The organism is Mycobacterium cookii (assembly GCF_010727945.1).
GTDB classification, from domain to species: domain Bacteria; phylum Actinomycetota; class Actinomycetes; order Mycobacteriales; family Mycobacteriaceae; genus Mycobacterium; species Mycobacterium cookii.
In genome coordinates, this window is record NZ_AP022569.1 from 3,925,479 (window position 1) to 3,947,293 (window position 21,815).

The following is a 21,815-nucleotide window of genomic DNA, read 5'->3' on the forward strand; positions in this document are numbered from 1 at the left end:
GGCGCTGATCGCGAACTCGCCGACTCGCGAGTGCTCGAATCGCTGTCCGATGGCCGACAGCTTCCTGCGCTTCAGTGCAACCTCCCTTCAGCACGGTCGGCCGTTAGACAGAGAATCGTAGAAGTCAAGACTGGATCAAGGAGGCGTTCAGCTGCCGAACCGGCTCGCCAGCTCTTAGCTAAGCTCCTTGCCGACGCGACACGTCGGTAACTTGTCGGCGACGGACTGACGGCTAGCACGCACCTTCGGTGCGGCCTCAGTTTGCCCGCAGCCGACCCGCGCCGGCATACCAATGCCCCGTTAATCCAAGCCGGATCTGGCACTCTGCGAGGATCGATCGGCAATGTTGGGAGGTCGTGGGGTCCGTGAGCATTCGTCGACCGCTGCAGCGCATGGCGCCACTGCTGGCCCTGTCGGTTGCCGTCGGCGTTGCATTGGCGTTGTTGCCGATCTTCCGGTGGGGAGGCGAGGGTGCGGTACGTACCGTCGACAGCCTGACCCTGGTGGCGTTGTCGATGTATGCGACGGTCTGCGCGGTACAGGCTGCTCGGTCTGACCCTGGGCCCGGCCGCAGGGCGTGGACGATGATGGCGCTGGCACTTACCGTCCGGACCGTCGGAAGCATGATTTGGGCTTTTCGCGTAATCGCCCTGAGGCCCAACACTATTCCATCGCCGCCGGACCTCTGGTACGTCGCATTCACTCTGCTGACAGCGGTGGCGATGATCCTGTTCCCGAGTGGGCCGCTACAGGGGTCACGGCTGCGCACCGTCCTTGACGGCGTCACGGCGACGTTGTGCCTTTTTCTGCTGATGTGGATGACCGCGCTACACGGTCTATACAACAGCTACATCTCGCATCAAGGCGTACCCGTCCTGCGGCTGCTCTTCGCGATGGGCGACCTCGTGGTGTTGACCACGGCCCTATTGGTCATCGGGCGCGCCGAGCCGCGGTATCGGAGCGCGCTGTGGCTAATCACTACGGCGACAGCTTTGGTGACGGCCACCGACGCCGGCTACGGCCATCTCATCGGGACTGGCCGCTTTCACACCGGCAGTCTGGTTGATCTCGGCTGGGCTGCTGGATCAATCGCGTTCGCTGCCGCGGCACATCTGAGTTGTCGTCCGCCGGCAGCGCGTCGACCGGCCTCTGTCCCGTCGAATTCGTCGCTATGGCTGCCGTACGTTCCTCTGTTGCTGGCCGGCACCATAGGACCGGCGATCGTCATGTCGGGTCTGGAGGCGATCATCGTGCCATTCATCATGACCGCTGTGTGTGTGCGGCAGTCGGTGGCCGCTTGGGAGAACCGGCGACTGCTGGCCGCCACTGCCGACCAAGCGCTCCGGGATCCCCTGACCGGGCTGGCCAACCGCACACTTTTCCACGATCGGCTCACCCACGCGATGATGCTTCGACAGCGCGACGCCCGCTCGGTGGCCGTCGTATCGGTCGATATCGACGACTTCAAAATGGTCAATGACAGCCTGGGTCACCCGGTTGCCGACACCATTCTGGTCCGCGTCGGCGAGCGCATCGTCGGCAGCGTGCGGCCGGGTGACACCGTCGCGAGAATGGGTGGCGACGAATTCGCCCTATTGCTCGAGGGCGAGGAGGACCAGTCCTATGTGGTGGCCGGCCGCGTCGTTGAAGCCTTCGACCAGCCGTTCGTCGTCGAAGGTGAAAAGATGCTCTTGCATCCCAGCGTCGGTATAGCGGTGGCGTCGTCGGACGAGCCGGATCTCGTGCCAGAGGCACTGATGAAGCGCGCCGACGTGGCCATGTACGCCGCCAAGCGCTCGCGCTCTTTGGGCCTGCATTCATTCAGCCCGGACATGGCGCTGGCCGGGCTCGACGTGACGGCACTGGCGCGGCGCCCCACCGATCGTCCTGCCGGTGACGGGGCTGCGCAGATTCGTCTGCTTGGTGAGTTGCGCCGAGCGATCGATCACGCCGAACTGGATCTGGTGTACCAACCGAAAATGCATCTGCGTTCTGGCCGGGTCGTCGGGCTGGAGGCCTTATTACGTTGGCCGCACCCGCAGCTGGGTGTGTTGCGACCGGACGAGTTCATGGCGCTCGTGCGCCAGCACGGACTGATGCGACAAGTGACCGAATTCGTGGTGACCAGGGCTCTTGACGATGCGGTGCGTTGGGAGATCGCGGGGGTGGATGTGGCGGTCGCGGTGAATGTGTTTGCCCCGGACCTGCAGGATGCTGGATTGCCCGATGCGCTGTGCGGGGCGCTGCGGAGCCGCGGTCTTCGACCTTCATTGCTAACTGTCGAGATCACCGAGGATGTGATCCTCAGCGACATCGACCGGGTGACGGCTGTGCTGCACCGGTTGCGCGAACAAGGCATTCGCGTTGCGATCGACGACTTCGGCAGCGGCTTTTCGGCGCTGTCCTACCTACGCGACCTGCCCATCGACGAGGTGAAGCTGGACCGCCAATTCATCTCGTCGATCACGGAAGACACGCGTGCCGCCGCGGTGGTGCGTGCCGTGATCGACCTCACCCACGAGCTGGACGTCACCGTGGTCGCCGAGGGCATCGAAGACGCTGGCACCGCCGATTGGCTGCGCGAGCACGGCTGCGACATCGGGCAGGGCTACTACTTCGGAGCACCCGTTGCCGCCTCGATGGTCCCTGAGCTGATCGGCGCACGATGAGCGATCGAGATCGCTTCTAAATCAAAGCCGTTCTCAGCAATCGAGGGCCGAAAGTCCCTCGATTGCTGAGAACGATTGCCCTAGGCCGCCGCTAAGCGGCGAACCTAAGCTTTCGAAACTCCAGCGTTGGTGCGTGAGCAACCAAAGCCGCCGCGGAATCGAAAGGAGTCGGCCGGTGACTGAGAACGCCCTCGACTGGCGGGACTTCGCGGACGAACTCAGTGCCAAGCAGTTCGCTGAACTGACCGGACTGGAAGGCGAGGACCCAAGCGCCGGACATTACGCAGGCGTGCTGGCCGCCGCGCGAAGGTTCGCCCGGCACAATCTGTTGAACACGATTTACCGCGGCGTAGCGCTGCCCGACGAAGCCACCGCGTGCCACGCGTGGGAAAACGATGGCGGTGTGGTCCAGCGCTATTTCATTGGCCGCGTGTGGAGAACTACGGGCGGGGAGGTATCGATTCGCGGTTATCAACAAGCCGATGGCACCGTCACCGACCGTCATATCGTCGTCACGGTATCCGCGGAGCCGGTCAGCGCCGCCGCCGTGCGGGATCGAGCCTGGGCGGAGATGGCTGCCGCCGACGAACTCGATCGACCGAGCCAGCCCGCATCCCTGGGTGATTGCCGCGAGCCGTCATCGAGGAGAACCGGTCCTTGGGCGTAGCCTCGCCTTCGCCTCCGAGGCTGGGTTTGTGACACCGTCGGACACAGAGATTCAGCCTTTGCTGATGCCAAGGACTCGGTGCTCGAAGAGATCAGCGCCGTGGGCCACCCCGCCGGTGGCCGCGAAACCTGCCGCGACCCGTTTTGCACCGTCAGTCATAGTCATCGCTTTTCGCACCTGCGCTCGTAGCCGCGACGGCGAAAGTTTCTTGGCCGGTAGACGGGTACCGCATCGGGCTACCTCCACGCGCCGGGCGACCTCGAATTGGTCACGGCCGTAGGGCACGACACACACGGGTACACCATGGGCGAGCGCCTTTTGAGTCGCGCCCATCCCACCATGGGTCACCGCGCACACCGCGCGGTCGAGAACGGCGCCGTGCGAGACGAACTGGCACACCGTCGCGTTGGGCGACGTCACAATTCCGTCTGGCAGCCCAGCCGGCAGGGTTGCGACCACGTGCACCGGCTCGTCGGCCAATGCAGTCATTGCCGTCCGGACAAGGTTATCGTCGGCCTGTTTCTCCGACGATGTGGTGACGAGCACGATTGGCCGGTCGATCGAGGCCAGCCAGTCGGGATCCGGGTTCGGATCGGAGTCAAGCACGCAGGGTCCGATCATCTGCACCCCAGCGCCCCAATCGGTCTGTGAGTACTGAAACGGCTTGCCGCTGGCGACGAGTAACAGGGGCGACCGGCGCAAGAACTCGTCCATCGACCCGACCGGCCCTGCATTGACCTTCGCGCGAATCATGTTGATCGGCAACAGCATTACCTTTTCGAGACGTTTCACCACCGCTGTCCGCACGGCGGCATCACGCATCCGGCCCACCGCACCTGACATCGGTCTGAGACCAAGTCCGAACGGTGGCACTCCCGGCGACCGCAACGGCGGTGTGAACGGGGAGAAGCAAGCCCACGGGATGGGACCGGCATCAGCCGCTGACTGAGCACCCCAGCAATTCACATCGACAAGTAGTGCGTCAGGGCGTGTATGCGCCACCGATTCGGCCAGATCGGCGACTTCGTGCATGGCGCGGGAGCCGAAAACCTCAACTGAAATTTTGAGCGACGCAACAGGATTGGTTGCCGTCCAGTCGTCGAGCTCGATCTCCTCGATCCGCGGGTCGATCGCCTCAGTGGTGAATCCGAGCCGTTGGCCAATCTCGACACCGGTGGAAAGCGTGCGCAGATGAATGGCGTGGCCGCGACGGGCCAGCTCTGATAGCAGTGCGCCAGTTGGCAATAGGTGACCAAGCGCGGGGGAGGTGTAGGCCAGTATCGTCGCCATCTTCTGCACAGTCGCTCAGGCAATTTGGCTGATCATCTGGCGCGCCTCATCGATTCGCCCACGGGCGTCGAGCCTCTGGCACAGCTCAAGGTAGTGCGTGGCGAACTCGGCGTACCCCTCCGAGTCGCCCTCCACCTTCGCCAACAGCGCCTGGGATTTCAGCCACCACAGGTCCAGTGCCGGAATGCCCGGCCGACTGTCCTGCCACTGATCAACGATTCGGTGCGCCTCAGTGAGGTCGTCGGTGGATCCCCGTTCGATGAGAAGGCCGACCAGCGCCTCAGCGGCGCAACCCACGAAGACGCGAGAGCCACCAGCAATGTGTGACCCAAACGTGGCACGAAGGTCATCGATCGCTTCGTCAATTCGCCCGTGGCGGGCAGCGTCGATCGCCAGGTCGGCGCAGACGGACGGCAGCGCGATGGTCACGCCTTTGTGCTTGCGCATGTTCGCGTGGGCTTTATCAAGCAGGTCGATCGCCTCGTTGGGCGCCGCGTCCTTGACCCGCAGCAGCACTGTGCCGCAAGCCAATTGCGCGGTGATGAGTCCGGCGATCGCACCGACTGATTCAGCACGCCGCAACGCCTCGCGGACGTGGTCGACCATCTCATCAGCATGGTCAATACCCAGCGTGGTCGTTAGCGCCACGTAGATCAGAATCACCGCGTAGCGCTCGGATCGGATCGCGCGCGCGTGCTCGAGTTCCTCTCGGAGGCAACGCCTGCCCTGCTCGTAGCGGCCGGCGCACGTCTCGATGGCACCAAGAAGGGCGTTCGCCGAGAAAAGCTCGCCTGCCGATACTTCCGTCGATAGTGCGTGTATCGCGTCGATAGCCTTGAGCGCGGCATCGAATTCGCAATTCGCGAACCGTACGAATGCCACCGCATTGAGGATGATGCTCCTCGTTTCGGCATCGCAGTCAATGCGGCTGACCATATCCTCGAGCTCCGACACCAGTGCCGCCGCCTCGGGAACGCGGTTTTCGTTGACGGCGAACGAAAAGATGAGTCCGGCTGTCGCAATCGCGAGCGACGTCAGATCATCGGTCTGCGATGCCAAATCACGAAACTCGCGGTAACGCGCGTCGATGTCCGCATCACTGCCTGTGTAGAGCGCTGTCGAGATCAGCATGGTGCGTGGCGCGATTCGCATGGCGATGATGTCGTCGTGGTCATCGGGCAATTGATCGGCGATGCGTTGTGCGTTCTCCCATTGTGCGCGTGCGGCACGAAGCTCACGAGGCCGAAGCCATTCCGCAGCACGCAGGTACCAGCGGCAAGACTCGGCCAATTCCCCAGCCGCCTCCAGATGGGTGGCGATCAGAGCTGCGTTCTCGTCGGCGGCGCCGCGGTCGAGGGACTCAATGGCGGCCGCCAGCTTGCGGTGGGTCTCCTTGCGGCTGACGCTTAACTGCGATTCGTAAGCGACCGCGCGGATCAGCGGATGCCGGAAGGCGTACTCGACACTCGGGGTGAACCGCACCTGATCGATGAGCTCGGCGCTGAGTAGTTCATCGACCGCCGCATCGATCCCCAGCGCAGCAAGCAGCTCCCCCTCGAAGCGGGCCCCGATGACCGATGCCGCGTTCAACGTCTTCTTGGCTGCGGCGTTGAGCCGGTCGATGCGTGCCTCGATGGCCGCTTGCACCGTTGCCGGCACGCTCACTTCGGCGACATCCGTCCGACAGGCATACTTACCGCGTTCACCGGTAAGAACCCCGCGCTGGACCAACTCGCGCACCATCTCCTCGGCGAAAAACGGGTTGCCCGCGGCCCGCTCGGCGATGACCGCCGCCAACCCGCCGACCGAGGGATGCTTACCCAGCAGCTCACCGATCAACGCCGCGGTGTCCGAATCGGCCAGTGGGGCAAGCGCTATCGTCTGCGCGTCGTGCACCCGCATCAGTGCTCCCGCATACTCCGGGCGAGTGGTGATCAATACCATCAACTTGGTCTGCGGGATAACCGTGAAGAAGTCGGCCAGCATCGACTCGCTGACCGCATCGATCCAATGCGCATCCTCGACGATGTAGACCGCGGGTTGGGTACGTCCCAGCGATGCGGTGTTGATCAGTGCAGTCAGCCGACGGCGCCGCGCCTCCGGATCGATCTGTGGCAGTGGCACATCAGGGTCGGCGATGCCGAGCAGATCATCGAGCAACAGCAGATCCTGCGGGTCGGCATCCGCAACTTGTTCCCGGACCCGAGCGCGGGCCGCTCCGCCCTCAAGATCAGTCACGCCCATGCTTGCCCGCAGCAGCCGCGCCACCACCTGAAAAGGGATATCGCGGGCGTGGGATTCGCAGAACGTCCAAAACACCTCGACCCCATGAGCGGCCGCCAGGGCTGCGGTGTCACGCGCCGCCCGGCTCTTGCCGATGCCAGGCGGTCCCACCACATTCACCACGCCACCCCGACCGCCGACCGCCTGGTCGACAATGGCCTCCACAGCGGTCATCTCCCAACGCCGACCGACTAAACGCGATTCGGTGCCACCCCCCATGGCATGGCGTGGCTCGATCGCCAGCAGTCGGCGCGCCGGCACCGGGTCGACCCTGCCTTTGATCGACACCAGCTCAGTGTCCGCGAGCACCGCGGCTTGCTCGACCAAATGACCGGTGGCCTCGCTGAGCATCACTCCTCCCGGCGGTGCCACCGACTCCATTCGCTGCGCAAACCCCACCTGCTCCCCGATCGCGGCGTAACTCGATACACCCGAACCAATCTCGCCGGCAACAACTCGGCCTGAATTCAGACCCACCCGCAATCGCAGATCCACGCCGTCACGGCGTCGCACATCAACCGCCAGGCGATTGGTTTCCTCTTGGATGGCCAGCGCAGCCAGGCACGCCCGGATCGCATGGTCCTCCAACGCGACCGGCGCCCCGAACAATGCCATCAGGCCATCACCGGTGAACTTTTCCATCGTGCCGCCGAAGCGGCGCACCACCGCCGCGCCGAGGCCGATCAACTCGGCCATGATCTCGCGCAACCGCTCGGCACCCACCGCCGCAGCGATGTCCATTGAGCGCACCACATCGGCGAACAAGACGGTGACCTGTTTGTACTCGGCCGGTCTGGCGGCGGCGACTGGCGCGCCGCACTCGTTACAGAACTTCGAGTTCGGCGGGAGTTCAGCACCGCACGGCTGGCACACCAAAGCTGCAGCCGTCATATCGCCGCCAGCCCGCCGTTGCTCACGTCGCTATCGTGTCATCGCGCATCTGACATGTGTCTTTTATCGGACCATTATTTGGTCCGATATCGACCACGCTCCGGATCAGACGCTCCGCCGAAATTCCTTTTGCGAATCTTATAGATTCTCAGCTTTTCCTCAGTTAATGTCTAGGTCTTAATTAGACGTGTGTCTGAGGAGGCGGTCATGAAACTCACTTGGCGCGCCAGGGTCACCACAACGGTCGCCCTGGTTGCAGCTGGCCTCATCACCGTCACCCCGGTGGCCGGGGCCGTGCCCGACATCCAGACCGAGACCGCGGCGGTGCAGCTGACGGCGGGCGGCTTCGACGACGTCTCGTTGGGCCAGCTCCTGAGCAACGTGTCGACCAGTTTCACCAACAACATCTTGCATCCATTTGAAGGTGCCCCGTTCCCGGTGGGTCAGCAGGTGGCTGAAAACTTCTTGGGGTACCTCAGCAGCGTCTTCACCGACCCTTCGCAAATCGGCAACATTCCGACCGAAATCCAGAACAATCTGAACAACGCGCTCAACGCGCCGTTCCAGCCGTTCTATCCGACCGGCTCGGCACCGTATCTCCTTCCGTCCCTTAGCAACACGCCCGTTACCGCGGGCTTCGACGTTGGAGCTTGCTATAGCCCTATCGGCTGTCTCGACATCAACCCGTCCATTACGTTGGGGGGCCATTCCGACATCCTCAACTGGCTGATACACGGCTTCCCGCTGGTGCTGAACCTGGGCTCAATCGACCTCGGGTTCCTCGGCTCAATCGACCTCGGCTCCATCAACTTCGGCACCCTTGATCTCCTCAATATTCTTGTCGGCGGCAACGACCAACTGGAAGCCGAAATCCGGCCGTTGCTCGAGTTCGTGGGCTCACCTGCGAGCGGCGTCCTGTGGGGCAGTGTCAGCACCGTCGTTAGCCCGATAGCGCAGTTCCTCGATGACGGCATCCACCTCGCCGACGCGCTCCAGGCCGGTGACTACACCACCGCATTCAACGATTTGCTGGATATGCCGATCAACACCACCAACGCGTTCTTCGAGGGGTACGGCAATGCCTACAACTTGCTGGAGGAATTAGGGATCGGCCCCATCCTCGGTACCACACCCGAGCTCGACCTGGGTGGGTTACTCAGCCCGGCCGGCTCGTTTTTTAATGCCCTCGGCTTCGACTTTGAGGTTGGTGGCACCTCTAGTTACGACCTCGGAATACTCGGCGATATCAGCTTGACTGCCTCGGCGTTCTTGAGAGATCCGGCCGGGATGGTCGGGCCGATCGCCTCCCTGCTCGAGACGGGACAGGCTATCGCGCAGTCGATCGGCTGGGACGACGTCGGTAACCAGCTCTTCAACCTAGCGGGAATGTTCTGAACCGGCGCAGGCCACAAGGCTGGCTGCGCAACCGCGCAGCGATATCGGTAACGAGAGCGACCCGATTAAACCGTCAACGCGTCCGGTGCTGGATCGCCCCACTTCTTCCGGATCGCGCCCCAGGGGTCGGCGTAACGACCAGGTGCCTCAAAGTAAGGCGCTTGGCGCCGCATGAGTACGCGCAACGCCGGCGCCGCGATGCGTAGCGGGCGCGACTTCCAGCCCACTCTGGCGCGAATCTCGGCGTGCGCGTCCGCGCTGGAGTGGCGTTGAAAAGACAGGACTTGCTGTGCGCGGGCGGTGTCGAACCAGCCCAACGGGTACCAGTCCGCGTCGCTGTCCGGGTTGCCCGATCGGCCCGGAAACATCGCTGCGGCGAGTCCCATCACTTCGGCGTTCTCCCAGGCTAATTCGCCCCATACTCGCTTATGGGAGTCGTCTCCGCCGATCATGAAAACTTCCCGCACTGCGTTGGTGGTGATCGCTGCCGCGAACGCCGCCGCGACGTCGCGAGGGTCGACGGTGTGGACTCGGGTGTCCTCGGGTACCAGCGCACGGAAATAGAGCGCGTCGGTATTCCGGAAGTGGGTAAGTTGATCAAGCGCAATGACGCTGCAGAGCCGAAGGATCGACCACTCCAAACCCGATGATCGAACGATGTTCTCGGCCAAGGCTTTGTGGCAGCCGTACAGGTCGACCGGCGCCAGCGGTGAGTCGGGTGTCACCGGATTGGTGACCCGGTGTGGGTTTCGAATACCGTGCACTGCCCCGGTGGATGCGTGCACGAAACGAGGAGGCGACGGGAGTTCCGTCGCGGCACGTACCAGGGCGGCGGTGGCGTCGACGTTGACCGCGCGAGCAAACGTGCGATCGGTGTAACACCGTGGCGGGATGACCGCGGCCAAGTGGACTATCACAGACGGCGATAGATCGTCGACGAGGGCTTTGACCTGATCGGGTTGGCTCAGATCCACGGGACGGACATCCACACCGACCGGCAGTGACGGTTTCACGGTCTTATGCGTCGTGACGACCACCTGAAACTTGTCAGCGACGAGGCGCTCCACCACTGCCCTGCCAACCCGGCCGTATCCGCCGGTCACCAGAATCCGAGTCACGATGCGCCCCTATTCGGCAGCACGGGAAGGCTTGCGGGAAATCTAGCCCGAAACAGCGGCCTTCATCGAAGAATCGGACAGCGGTGTTGCCGCAGCTCAGTTGTGGAGCCGATGACGGGAATCGAACCCGCGTATTCAGCTTGGGAAGCTGATCTGTCACATCTGGGCTCGTTCGCTAGTCACCGATAGTCTCCCACGATCGGGAATGTGTGTGCAGCTCAGCTATGGATGCGATCAGTTTCCGGAGAGTTCTGAAGGGTTTCAACTTAGCTATGTAGACCCCTGATGCCGGTCAAACCACGGTCAAGCGCAGCAAAAGTAAGCCCGCTCCCAAATGGCGGGCCGGGGCCGTGTGTTGCGTTGCTCGCTTCGGGCGCGGAGTCTGAACATCCGTACGCCACAAAACCGGCACACACTCCATTACGCTCGGTCAAACCCGGATTAATTGGGTCAGCCGCAGCGGAGGGGTCTGCATCGCTATGTCCGAACCGTGGCTGTCTGCCGACGATATCGCTACCCACTTGGGCGTCACGAAGGACACGGTCTACTCGTGGATCGCCGATAAGGCGATGCCTGCCCACAAGATCGGTCGCCTATGGAAGTTCCAGGCGAGCGAGATCGACGAGTGGGTCCGCAACGGCGGAGCAGCCATCTCTGAGGAGCCGCTCCCGCCAGATGCACCCGCAGCTGGTCACAGGTAGACGGGAGTATCTGACGGTGGGGATATCGTGACCGACTTTGCTCATGGCCTGGAGGGGGTACACACGATGACGGACAGGCCGCGCACATCGCGCTACGCGCTGTCCTTCACCAGCGGCGCCCTTCTCATGCGGGAGGCTCTCATCGCCGCGCCCATCTACCTTCGCGAACACGACTGGGCCAAGGTCCGCCAGGTCATCGAAGACGATAACCTCCTTCAGGCCCGCACCGTCTCTACCCGACACCGGCGCGCACGTGAGGTCGCCCAGCGTCTGGCCGTCCTGACCGACGACGAACTTGAGTTGCTGGTCGACTCAACGACATCAGAGCGCGATCACCTGCTGTGGGCTGCCGCCTGCCGCCGGTATGACCTGATCGGTGAGTTCGCCGAGGAGGTGCTTCGCGAGCGCTTTCTCCTGCTGACACCCACGCTCAGTCACGACGACTTCGACAGCTTCATCCGGAGCAAGGCACTCTGGCACGAAGAAGTCGCTGATCTCAAGGACTCCACCCTGCGCAAGCTTCGCTCCAATGTCTTTCGCATGCTCGTCGAGGCAGGGCTCCTGAGCGAGGATGGCCGCATCCTCCAGGCAGTCCTGTCGGCCCGCGTCTCCGACGCGCTGTCCGCCCGCACGCCGAGCGACATCCGCTTCTTCCCGATGGGAGGTGGGGTGCGATGAACCGCGTTGACCTGACCAAGCAAGAGGAGCACCTGTTTAGGGTGCTCAGCGGGAAGCGATTCCTCCAGATGGAGGGTCTGAGCAACGAGGTGCCTTTTTTCATCTACCCGTATGCGCCGGAGGACGCCCTTGCCGTCGCGCAGGCCAAGAAGCGGATCAAGAACAAGCTGAGCCAGAAAGGCATCAGTGTTCGCGAAGTCAACCTCTACGACCTTTCCGTCGAGATCCTCAAAGAACGCGGCGTCTGGGAACGAATACTCACCGCGGAGCCCGACCAAGACAAGGAAGACTTCCGCGAGCTCCTCCAAGGCATGCTCGATCCGCAACTGCACATCGCGCCGGCGATCCGCTCCAAGATCGACGACGGCGCATTCGACATCTTTTTCCTCACTGGCATCGGCGAGGTGTTCCCCTATGTCCGGTCGCACAACGTGCTGAACAACCTCCAGAGCGTCGTGACCGCCAAGCCCATGCTCATGTTCTTCCCTGGCCGCTACGAGCAGTCCGACACCCTCGGCTCCTCGCTCGTTCTCTTCGGGCGGTTGAAAGACGACCAGTACTACCGAGCCAAGAACATCTTGGAACAGGAAGCGTGACTCACATGTTGCTGAACGAGATCTTCGCCAAGAACGTGCAGCGCCCGATCGAGGGCGTCATCAAGGCGGACGACACTGCGCACCTGGGCACCGAGGTGGACGAGTACGTCCTGACCAATGAGGTGGCCAAAGGCCTTGAGCTTCTCCTTGAGGCCTACACGAACTACACCAACGCGAACGGTGTGTGGATCTCGGGCTTCTTCGGTTCCGGTAAGTCGCACCTGTTGAAGATGCTCGCCCATCTCCTCGGCGACGTCGAGGGCCAGGAGTTCGATCGTGCCGACGTCACGGATAGCTTTCGCTCCAAGGCAACTGGCGCCTTTTTGCCCGCCCTGCTGACGAAGGCCGAGCGCATCCCAGCGAAGAGCCTGCTGTTCAACATCGACCAGAAGGCCACGCTAATCACGAAGGACCAGACCGACGCCTTGCTGAAGGTGTTCGTCAAGGTATTCGACGAAAGCCGTGGCTACTACGGAAACCAAGGCCACGTCGCCCGCTTCGAGCGCGACCTCGACAACCGGGGCCAGTTCGAAGCTTTCAAGGTGGCTTACAAGCGGATCTCCGGCCGTGACTGGACCGAAGGCCGTGAGGAGGGCGTCCTCGAAGAGCCCAACGTGGCGAAGGCCTACGCCGAGGTCAGCGGTCAAAGTGGAGGCACCCCCACCAATATCCTCACCAAGTATCGCAACGAGTACTCCGTCTCCATCGAAGACTTCGCGGACGCGGTCAAAGCTTGGCTGGACAAGCGGCCCAAAGGTTTCCGGCTGAATTTCTTCGTCGACGAGGTGGGCCAGTTCATCGGCTCGAACACGCACTTGATGCTCAACCTCCAGACGATCGCCGAAAGCTTGAACACGAAGTGCCACGGCCGCGCATGGGTATTCGTGACCTCGCAGGAGGACATGGACAAGGTCGTCGGAGACCGTACCAAGCAGCAGAGCAGCGACTTCTCCAAGATCCAAGCCCGTTTCAACACCCGTGTGAAGCTCACCAGCGCAGACGTCGAAGAAGTCATCCGCAAGCGCCTGCTAGAGAAGAACGAGGCCGGCGCCGCTGCGCTCGGCGCGATTTATGCCAAGGAGTCTGCGAACTTCAAGACACTGTTTGACTTCGTCGACGGTGCCAAGTCCTACCGCAACTACATCGACGAAGCTCACTTCGTCGGCACCTATCCCTTTGTTAGCTACCAGTTCCCGTTATTCCAAGCGGCAATCGAAGGCATCTCCGACCACAACGTCTTCGAGGGTCGCAATCGCTCCGTCGGCGAGCGGTCGATGCTCGGTGTCGTTCAGCAGGTTGCTAAGGACATCGGCAACGTGGAGGTTGGGCGCCTAGCGACTTTCGACCACATGTTTGCCGGCATCCGGGCATCGCTGAAGTCCGCCGCCCAACGCTCCGTCGACGTCGCCGAGCGCAATCTCGACAACCCGCTGGCAATCCGGTTGCTCAAGGCACTTTTTCTCGTCAAGTACGTCGAGAGCTTCCAGGCCACGCCACGCAACCTCACTGTGCTTGTCTACGACCGCTTCGGCCTCGACCTGCCCGCTTTGTCAGAAGAGGTCAAGGAAGCGCTGACGCTTCTGGAGACGCAGACCTACGTCCAGCGCAATGGCAACGTCTATGAGTACCTGACTAACGAAGAGCAGGTCATCGAAGAAGAGATCAAGAACGTTGACATCGACGCCTCCGAAGTGGGTGGGCGACTGTTCAAGATCCTCTCCGGCGACGTCATCAAGACCAACAAACTGCGCTACGCCAAGAACGGCCAGGACTTCCCGTTCGGCTTCAAGCTCGACGACCAGGTACACGGCCCCCAGCGCGAACTGTCGATCCATTTCATCACCCCGGAGTACCCGTACACGCCAGACGAGACGCGGATGCACAGCGCCGGGAAGGACGAACTGCGCGTCATCCTCGAACCCGATGAGCGCGTGCTGCCGGATCTTCGCCTGCTCATCAAGACGGCGAAGTACACGAAACGCAAGCAGACCACCTCGCTCTCGGCGATCGAAGATCAGATCCTGCGGTCCAAGGCCGCGCAGAACGTCGACCGCGAGAAAGAACTCATCGAGCGCATCCGCCGCGCCGTGGGCAAAGCGGCACTGATCATCAACGCCACCGACGTGTCTTCCAGCTCGTCAGACGCGCTCGCGCGTGTGACGGACGGTTTCCAGGATCTCATCAGCCGCACCTACACCCAGCTCAAGCTGCTGGATGGCGTCACCTACAGCGAGCAACAGGTAGCCGGGGCAGCCAACCCCGACAGCGGTCTGTTCGATGCCGCAGCATGGACGAAGCTCTCCACTCCCGGCGAGGAGGTGCTGTCGTTCATTCTCCGCAAGCAAGCACTTGGCGAGCAAGTCACCGTCAAGACGATTGTCGATGCCTTCCAGGCAAAGCCCTACGGCTGGGACCTTGCCTCGATTGAGGTGTTCGTCGCCTTTCTGATCGGTGCGTCGAAGGTGACCCTGACAGTCGACGGCAACGTGCTCAAGCGAAGCGAAGTGGCCACCGCGCTACGCAACACGCAGAAGCACTCCCACGCGGTCGTCGCTCCGCAGAAAACGTTCGACGAACGCAAAGTCACTGCATTCCGGAAATTCTGCACGGACTTCTTCGACGACGCCAACGCGCCCAAGGATCCGCTGGAGCTGGCCCGCTACGGCGCTGACAAACTCAAGGGCAAGCTCGACGAACTCAAGGCCACCGTCACCGGCTCGAAGTACCCGTTCGTTGAGCAGCTAAGCCAACCCATCGGCTTGCTTGAACAGGCGGTGGGCAAGAGCGACGAGTGGTACCTCACCGACTTCAACGTTGGCGACGATCTACTCGACGCCAAGGAGAGCGTCATCGATCCGATCCAGTCGTTCCTCAGCGGTGCGCAACGGACGATCTACGACGAGGCCGTGGCACTGATCGCCACACACGGCAGCAATCTCAGCTATCTGCCAAAGGGCAGTGACGAAACCGTCCGAGCCGCGCTCGCTGACCCGAATGCCTTCCGGGGCAACCGGATGGCGCAACTTAAGCAGGCCACCGACGAACTCCGCAGCCAAATCGACGACGTTGTCACCGCGAACCGGGCGAGCGTCACCACGTCGATCGAAGGCCGCAAGGCTGAGCTTGCCGCCAGCGACTTCTACGAGAAGGCCACGGCTGCCGCCCAGCAGAGCGTCTTCGAGAGGGTTGACCACACGCTCTTGCGAGTCGGCGCAGAGAGCCAGGTCGCCCTTATCCTGCATATAGGAGCGGACTTCGAGGCCAGCGTCTACCCGTCGCTGCTCGATCAGCTCACCGCCTCCCAACCGGGTAGTGGTGGAAATCCTCCGCCGCAGAAGCAGACAGTCTCGATAAAGACCGTCACTGTCCCCGGAGCCTCGGGCGTCCTCGAAACACCCACTGACGTCGAGAACTACCTCACCGCCCTCCGCGCTGCGCTGCTCCAGACCCTGAAAGATAAAAGGATCTCACTCTGATGGAGACTGCACCGCTGAAATCCTTCGCGACGCTGGCACGCACTGCACTCATCCGTGAGGTCACCGCGCGAATCGCCGTCGTGCTGGCGCCGGCCTCGCCGGAGCGCGTCGAACAGCCCAAAGCTGTTGCCGCCCTGGAGAAGGCGGTCAACGCCGCAGGCGGCGGTGACAAGGGCCGTGCGACGATGGCCGAGCGGGTCGCCTACACCTGGTTCAACCGGATCATCGCTCTGCGCTTCATGGATTCCAACGGCTACACCGGCATTGGAGTCGTCTCCCCCCAAGCTGGAGTTGACGTCGGCCAGCCCGAGATCCTTTCTGAAGCCAAGCGAGGCAATGTCGAACCTGACGTGGTCAGCCAGAAGGTCCGTGAGACCGTCGCGGGGCTGCTCAACGGAACCCGCCGCAGTGATGACCCGCAGGGCGAGGCCTACGCGCTATTGCTCGCTGAGTACTGCCGTCATTGGAATCGCTCCATGCCGTTTATGTTCGAGCGTGAGGGCGACTTCACCGAGCTGCTCATCCCGGCCAACCTGCTCGCTGACTACTCCGTGCTTAACCGAGCGGTCAAGGTTCTGACCGAGGACGCCTGCCAGGACGTCGAGGTGATCGGCTGGCTCTACCAGTTCTACATCTCGGAGCGGAAAGACGAAGTCTTCGCCGGCTTCAAGATGAACAAGAAGGCTGGCGCAGAAGAGATCCCCGCGGCCACCCAGCTCTTCACCCCGCACTGGATCGTCCGCTACCTCGTCGAGAACTCACTCGGGCGGCTCTGGATGCTCAACCACCCGACGTCGCGTCTAGTCGACCAGATGGAGTACTACATCGCGCCCGTCGACGAGGAGAGCGACTTCCTCAAGATCAACAACCCCGAGGAAATCAAGCTGATCGACCCCGCATGTGGGTCGGGACACATGCTCACCTATGCATTCGACCTCCTACATGCGATCTACCAAGAAGAGGGGTACGCGCCTTCCGACATCCCCGCCCTGATTCTCGCCAACAATCTGTTTGGCACGGAGATCGACGCCCGGGCAGGAGCACTTGCCGCATTTGCGCTGGCCATGAAGGCACGCAAGCGACAACGCATGTTCTTCAATAAGAAGGTCGAACCGAAGATTTGCGTATTGAAACCGATCTCGTTCGCCTCGGCTGAAACGAATGAATTCGCTTCGATCGCTTGGGAGAGCGGTGTGGGCCAAGAGTTTTGGAACCAGTTCCAAAACTCAGACACCTTTGGCGCGCTTCTCAGGGTTGACAGCTCGATTATCGAGACCGTCCGTCGTGATGTTGCAAAATCGCACCCTCGCCCGAATGATCTGTTTAGCCGCGATCTGTTTGACCGCATTTACCAAGTAATCACCCAGGCTGAATACCTTTCGACTCGGTACCACGTGGTCGTCGCCAATCCGCCCTACATGGGCGCCGGTAATATGGATGCGACTTTGAGTGAATTCCTCAGGGAGGAATACCCTCGATCGCGGGCAGACATATGCGCTGCATTTATCGAGCGTAACCTGGAGATGGCTGTACCAAAAGGGTTCGTAGCCATGGTTACCATGCAATCTTGGATGTTTCTTTCTTCGTTTGCGGACTTGAGGCAGAGGATAATCGCCCGATACGAACTCTTATCAATGGCGCATCTCGGCATTAACGCGTTTGACAGCATCAATAGCAAGGTGCTATCGACGACTGCTTTTGTACTGCGGGTAGGGAGATCGAACGATCTTAGGCCGTCGACATACTTGCGCCTGGTTCATTCCAAGAACGAGTCTGAGAAAATGAACCAGCTACGCCACGTCGCGGCAAATATGAAATCGGCGCAGAAAGACGTATATACGATACGGAATTCAGACCTTACAGTCTTGCCCGGCTCCGTTATGGCTTATTGGTTACCAAAACGAGTATTAGATGCATTCGCTCTCGGTAGGTCGTTAGATGCGGTTGCTTCTCCGAGGCAAGGGATAAAAACTGGAAATAACGAGCGCTTCTTGCGATTTTGGTATGAGGTGGACAACACCTCAATTGGCACAGGTATCGAGAATCGAGCATCCGCGTTAGACTCGAGACGGAAATGGTTCCCCTGCCAAAAGGGTGGACGCTTTAGACGGTGGTACGGGAACGATGAGCAGATTGTCAATTGGGCTGCCGATGGCAGTGAAATACGAAACTTTCGCGATGATAATGGTAAGTTGCTATCTCGACCGCAGAATTTGGACTGGCTGTTTGGCGGGGGAGTTACGTGGGGAACAGTCTCGTCTGGACCGGTATCTTTCCGTTTATCGCCTATAGGCTTTATTTCAGAATCGAAGGGTGCGATCTGCTACGTGCCGGATAGGCGCCAGTTGCTTTGCATTTTGGGCTTACTCAACTCATCTGTCACCGCAGCTCTACTAGAAGCCACATCACCGACGATGGATTATGGCGAAGGTGCAATCGGGCGCCTCCCGGTCATTGACGGCATATTCGCAACCAACATATATGAATTGGCTGCTAGATGTGTAGAAATATCTAGTCAGGATTGGTGCAGCAGTGAGACATCATTTGATTTTCGCGAAAATGCGCTTGTTCTGCAGTACAGAAAGAGGTCAGGGCCTCTTGATGAGGTGTGGCTTCAACATCAAAAACTGGCGTACGAAGAAGCCGAGGAGCTGCGCAGTCTTGAAATTGAATTAAACGGATTGGTGGCGGGTCTGTATGGTCTGTCTGACGAGGTCCCTATTGATGTGCCGATCTCTCGTGTCTCGCTTCTAAACAACAATGCGTTTCGGTATGGCGACGAGAAACTCCCGGCGGAATATGCCAAGTTGGCGGCTTTGGATGCGGCAAAAGACCTGGTCTCGTATGCAGTTGGCTGCATGCTGGGCCGGTATAGCCTTGACCAAGCGGGTCTCGTCCTGGCGAGTCAACGAGGTGCGCTTGACGATTACTTGGCGAAGCTACCCCAAATGTCTTACCAGCCAGATCATGACAACGTGATCCCCGTCGTTGACGGCGACTGGTTTGAGGACGATATCGTGGCGCGGTTCCGCCAGTTCCTCCGTGTTGCCTTCGGCGAGGAGAAATTCGAAGAGAACCTCCGTTTCCTGACCGAGTCACTCGGGGTGAAGGATCTTCGTGACTACTTCGTGAAGTCCTTCTACAAGGACCACGTTCAGCGCTACAAGAAGCGGCCGATCTACTGGCTCTTCTCAAGCCCCAAGGGCTCGTTCAACGCACTCATCTACATGCATCGTTATACGCCGTCGACGGTTTCGACCGTGCTGAACGAGTACCTGCGGGAGTTCAAAGCGAAGCTGGAGTCCAGCCTCCAACATCACGAACGCCTCGTCAGCGCCGGTGGGACGCCCCGGCAGCAGGCAGCAGCGCAGAAGGAAGCGGACCGGCTTCGCAAGGTGCTGTTGGAGCTCGACGAGTACGAGCACGACGTTCTCTATCCGTTGGCGTCGCAGCAGATCTCGATCGATCTGGACGACGGTGTGAAGGTGAATTACCCGATTTTCGGCGCAGCGCTGAAGAAGATCCCGGGACTGGAGACTGCTGAGTGAGCACTGTGGCCACAATTCGCCCGCATCTGGAGCGCCGCTTCGAGGGCTACCGCATCGTCTTCTGGTATGACCCGGAAGGCCAGTACACCGGGGACCTAGATGGCCTCGACCTGCCGGGTGTGCAGACGATCCGGGTCGCCAACAACGAATACGGGATCAAGAACAGGCTCTTGCACGACGAGCCGACAGGGAAGTTTCTCGTCTACCGCTCCGGACAGGTCCCTGCCGGCATTGGGAACTGGCTGCTGGATCTGGAGTTGGCCTACGGAGTCTTTACGGCGGACCGTATGTCTCTTGTGGCCCAGGATCTCGGGCTCACTGCCGAAGGCATCGACGATGTAGTCCAGGCCCACGAGAAATTCTTCAATGCCACCAAGCGCGTTCAGAGTCTTAAGGCGCTCCTGAACCCCGAGGACGACGCAGCCAAGCTTCGGGCGAAGATCACCGCCGTCGTGCTCGGGCAGCGCGAGCACAGTCTTTTGGAGATCACCCGCACGCTTCTGGTGGAGAACGCCAGGGGGCAGCAAAACAAGTACGACGCACTCGTCGATTACGGACTGGACGACTTCTACTGGCGTGGCGTTGCCTCCATTTACGGCTACGAGTCTCCGTCGCCGAGCGTCGATGATCTCGTGTTGTGGATCTTCCGGAAGGCGATCGAGGGCTTCGAGTCGGATCGACCGGGCGGCCTTCAAAACATCCAGCTCGACTTCGCGAGCCTCCGGAACGACCGGCGGAGCCAGGATGCTCTCGCCACGCTTGCCAAGCGCGCGGCACACGACCTCGACTACGCCTCAACCATCGAGGATGCGAGCTTCCGCGACCTGGTGTCCGTCGACCTCTTCGAGGAGACCGACCAGAAGATCATCAGCGACCTGGCTCGCGCGGTGGCTGAGCAGACCGTCACCGCGCACGAAGTTGCCAAGGTCGTGCGCGCACGGCAAAGAAGCGTGTGGATTGATGGCTACAAACAGCTCTACACGGCCATCGCCAGCGCGTCAGAGTTACTGGCTGAACTGGCGTCGCTAAACCTCGCCGCGCAGTCGTTCGACGAGGCACTGGAGCGCTATCGGCGGGAGTGGTTCCGCGTCGACCAGCTCTATCGGCAGTTCATCTATGCGGCCCGCACTGCCGAGTACCCCAAGCCCCTGGCAGCTCTGCGCGAGCAGGTCGAGAAGCGCTACACCAACAAATTCGTCTACGAGCTGGGCAATGCTTGGCAGCAGAAGATGGACGAGGCGGATGACTGGAGGTCGTCTGCGCTTCGATCGCAAGCCTGCTTTTATGCCGACTACGTCGAGCCGCTGGTGCGCGACGGCGACAAGAAGGCCGTGGTAATCGTCTCCGACGCGCTTCGCTATGAGGTGGCCGAGGAGCTTGGCTCTCGCATCCGTCAGGAGGATCGTTTCGACGCCTCACTTGACGCAGTACTCGGCGTGCTGCCGAGCTACACGCAACTGGGAATGGCAGCGCTGCTTCCGCATTCGACGTTGAAACATTCGCCTGATGCGAAGACCGTGCTGGTGGACGACCAGCCCACCAATGGAACTGCCTTTCGCGGAAAAATCCTTGAGAGCGTGGGCGGTTCGGCGGTCCAGGCCGAGGACTTCAAGGCACTGAGCGCAGACGAGCGTAGGGAACTTTACAAAGCCAATCGGGTCCTGTACGTCTACCACAATCGCATTGACGCCACCGGAGACAAGCCTGGCACTGAGCGCCAGGTCTTCGAGGCCGTCGAGGACACCCTGCGCGACATCGTCGATCTCGTGAAGAAGTTGGCCAGCGCCAACGCCTCTAACATTTTCATCACCGCTGACCATGGATTCCTGTTCCAAGAAGAAGCACTCGCTGACTCGTTCTTTCTCACGACTCAGCCACAGGGCGACGACATCAAGGTCGTCAACCGCCGCTACGTTCTCGGGCACGGCCTGAAGGTGGACATCGCATTCAATACGTTCAACTCCGTGCAGATCGGGCTCGACAGCGACCTTGAGGTACAGATCCCCAAGTCGATCCACCGTCTGCGCCTAGCCGGCGGGGGTTCGCGATACGTCCACGGCGGCGCGACACTTCAGGAGATCGTCGTGCCGGTTCTCGCTGTCAACAAGAAACGCAAGAGCGACACCCGCCTGGTCAACGTCGAGGTATGGCCGGAATCCGACAAGATCACCACGGGTCAGGTCGTCGTTCGCCTGTTCCAGTCCGAGCCGGTGAGCGAGAAGGTACAGCCGCGCACAGTTCGTGCGGGCCTTTACGTCAGTGAGAAGTTGATCTCGAACCAGATCGAGCTGACCTTTGATCAAACGTCGACCGACAAACGTGATCGCTACCAGAACGCTCACATGCTGCTCAGCCAGGACGCCAACGACTACAACAACCGCGCAATCGAGTTCCGTCTCGAAGAGCGCATTCCTAACACCAACCAGTGGCGCATCTACGCCAAGGCGATATACACGCTCAAGCGGTCTTTCGCCTCGGACTTCGACTTCTAAGGAGAGCAGTA

At 61.1% G+C, this 21,815-nt stretch carries 12 protein-coding genes and 1 tRNA gene; 9 read left to right on the forward strand and 4 right to left on the reverse strand.

Features of this window, described 5'->3' with window-relative positions:
• Positions 1 to 365 precede the first annotated feature (365 nt).
• Positions 366 to 2,669 (forward strand): putative bifunctional diguanylate cyclase/phosphodiesterase, encoded by a 2,304-nt coding sequence (locus tag G6N27_RS18500; protein ID WP_232064673.1) that lies wholly within the window; start codon positions 366 to 368, stop codon positions 2,667 to 2,669.
• Between the two features lie 175 nt (positions 2,670 to 2,844).
• Positions 2,845 to 3,336 carry a hypothetical protein gene (locus G6N27_RS18505; protein ID WP_163778764.1) on the forward strand — a complete coding sequence of 164 codons (492 nt, stop codon included), beginning with the start codon at positions 2,845 to 2,847 and terminating at the stop codon, positions 3,334 to 3,336.
• A gap of 51 nt (positions 3,337 to 3,387) precedes the next feature.
• Here the strand turns inward: G6N27_RS18505 and G6N27_RS18510 are convergent, their stop codons facing one another.
• Both G6N27_RS18510 and G6N27_RS18515 read right to left on the reverse strand, forming a co-directional pair.
• Entirely contained in the window at positions 3,388 to 4,626 is a 1,239-nt protein-coding gene (locus G6N27_RS18510) for a glycosyltransferase (RefSeq protein ID WP_163778767.1), read from the reverse strand.
• Between the two features lie 15 nt (positions 4,627 to 4,641).
• On the reverse strand, positions 4,642 to 7,800 hold the full coding sequence (locus tag G6N27_RS18515) for an adenylate/guanylate cyclase domain-containing protein (protein WP_163778768.1): 3,159 nt from the start codon (positions 7,798 to 7,800) through the stop codon (positions 4,642 to 4,644).
• A gap of 207 nt (positions 7,801 to 8,007) precedes the next feature.
• On the opposite strand from G6N27_RS18515, the gene G6N27_RS18520 reads away from it, so the two are divergent.
• On the forward strand, positions 8,008 to 9,195 hold the full coding sequence (locus G6N27_RS18520) for a hypothetical protein (RefSeq protein ID WP_163778771.1): 1,188 nt from the start codon (positions 8,008 to 8,010) through the stop codon (positions 9,193 to 9,195).
• A gap of 65 nt (positions 9,196 to 9,260) precedes the next feature.
• On the opposite strand, the gene G6N27_RS18525 is transcribed toward G6N27_RS18520, so the two are convergent.
• Positions 9,261 to 10,313: an NAD-dependent epimerase/dehydratase family protein gene (locus G6N27_RS18525; protein WP_308207607.1), complete on the reverse strand. Its 1,053-nt coding sequence runs from the start codon at positions 10,311 to 10,313 to the stop codon at positions 9,261 to 9,263.
• A 103-nt stretch (positions 10,314 to 10,416) separates the two neighbouring features.
• A tRNA-OTHER gene (locus tag G6N27_RS18530) sits at positions 10,417 to 10,481 on the reverse strand.
• A gap of 311 nt (positions 10,482 to 10,792) precedes the next feature.
• On the opposite strand from G6N27_RS18530, the gene G6N27_RS18535 reads away from it, so the two are divergent.
• The 6 genes from G6N27_RS18535 to pglZ are packed head-to-tail and all read left to right on the forward strand — an operon-like array spanning position 10,793 to position 21,804.
• A complete protein-coding gene (locus G6N27_RS18535) occupies positions 10,793 to 11,014 on the forward strand; it encodes a helix-turn-helix domain-containing protein (RefSeq protein ID WP_163778773.1) in 222 nt (73 codons plus the stop codon).
• A gap of 27 nt (positions 11,015 to 11,041) precedes the next feature.
• A complete protein-coding gene (locus tag G6N27_RS18540; protein WP_232064675.1) occupies positions 11,042 to 11,692 on the forward strand; it encodes a DUF1819 family protein in 651 nt (216 codons plus the stop codon).
• Entirely contained in the window at positions 11,689 to 12,288 is a 600-nt protein-coding gene (locus tag G6N27_RS18545) for a DUF1788 domain-containing protein (protein ID WP_163778776.1), read from the forward strand. The genes G6N27_RS18540 and G6N27_RS18545 overlap by 4 nt, the downstream gene beginning before the upstream one ends.
• 5 nt (positions 12,289 to 12,293) lie before the next feature.
• Positions 12,294 to 15,764 carry a BREX system P-loop protein BrxC gene (gene brxC / locus G6N27_RS18550; RefSeq protein ID WP_163778779.1) on the forward strand — a complete coding sequence of 1,157 codons (3,471 nt, stop codon included), beginning with the start codon at positions 12,294 to 12,296 and terminating at the stop codon, positions 15,762 to 15,764.
• The gene (gene pglX / locus G6N27_RS18555; protein ID WP_163778783.1) at positions 15,764 to 19,312 is read left to right on the forward strand and encodes a BREX-1 system adenine-specific DNA-methyltransferase PglX; all 3,549 of its coding nucleotides are present in this window, start codon (positions 15,764 to 15,766) and stop codon (positions 19,310 to 19,312) included. The genes brxC and pglX overlap by 1 nt, the downstream gene beginning before the upstream one ends.
• The gene (pglZ, locus tag G6N27_RS18560; RefSeq protein WP_163778788.1) at positions 19,309 to 21,804 is read left to right on the forward strand and encodes a BREX-1 system phosphatase PglZ type A; all 2,496 of its coding nucleotides are present in this window, start codon (positions 19,309 to 19,311) and stop codon (positions 21,802 to 21,804) included. The genes pglX and pglZ overlap by 4 nt, the downstream gene beginning before the upstream one ends.
• Positions 21,805 to 21,815 lie beyond the last annotated feature (11 nt).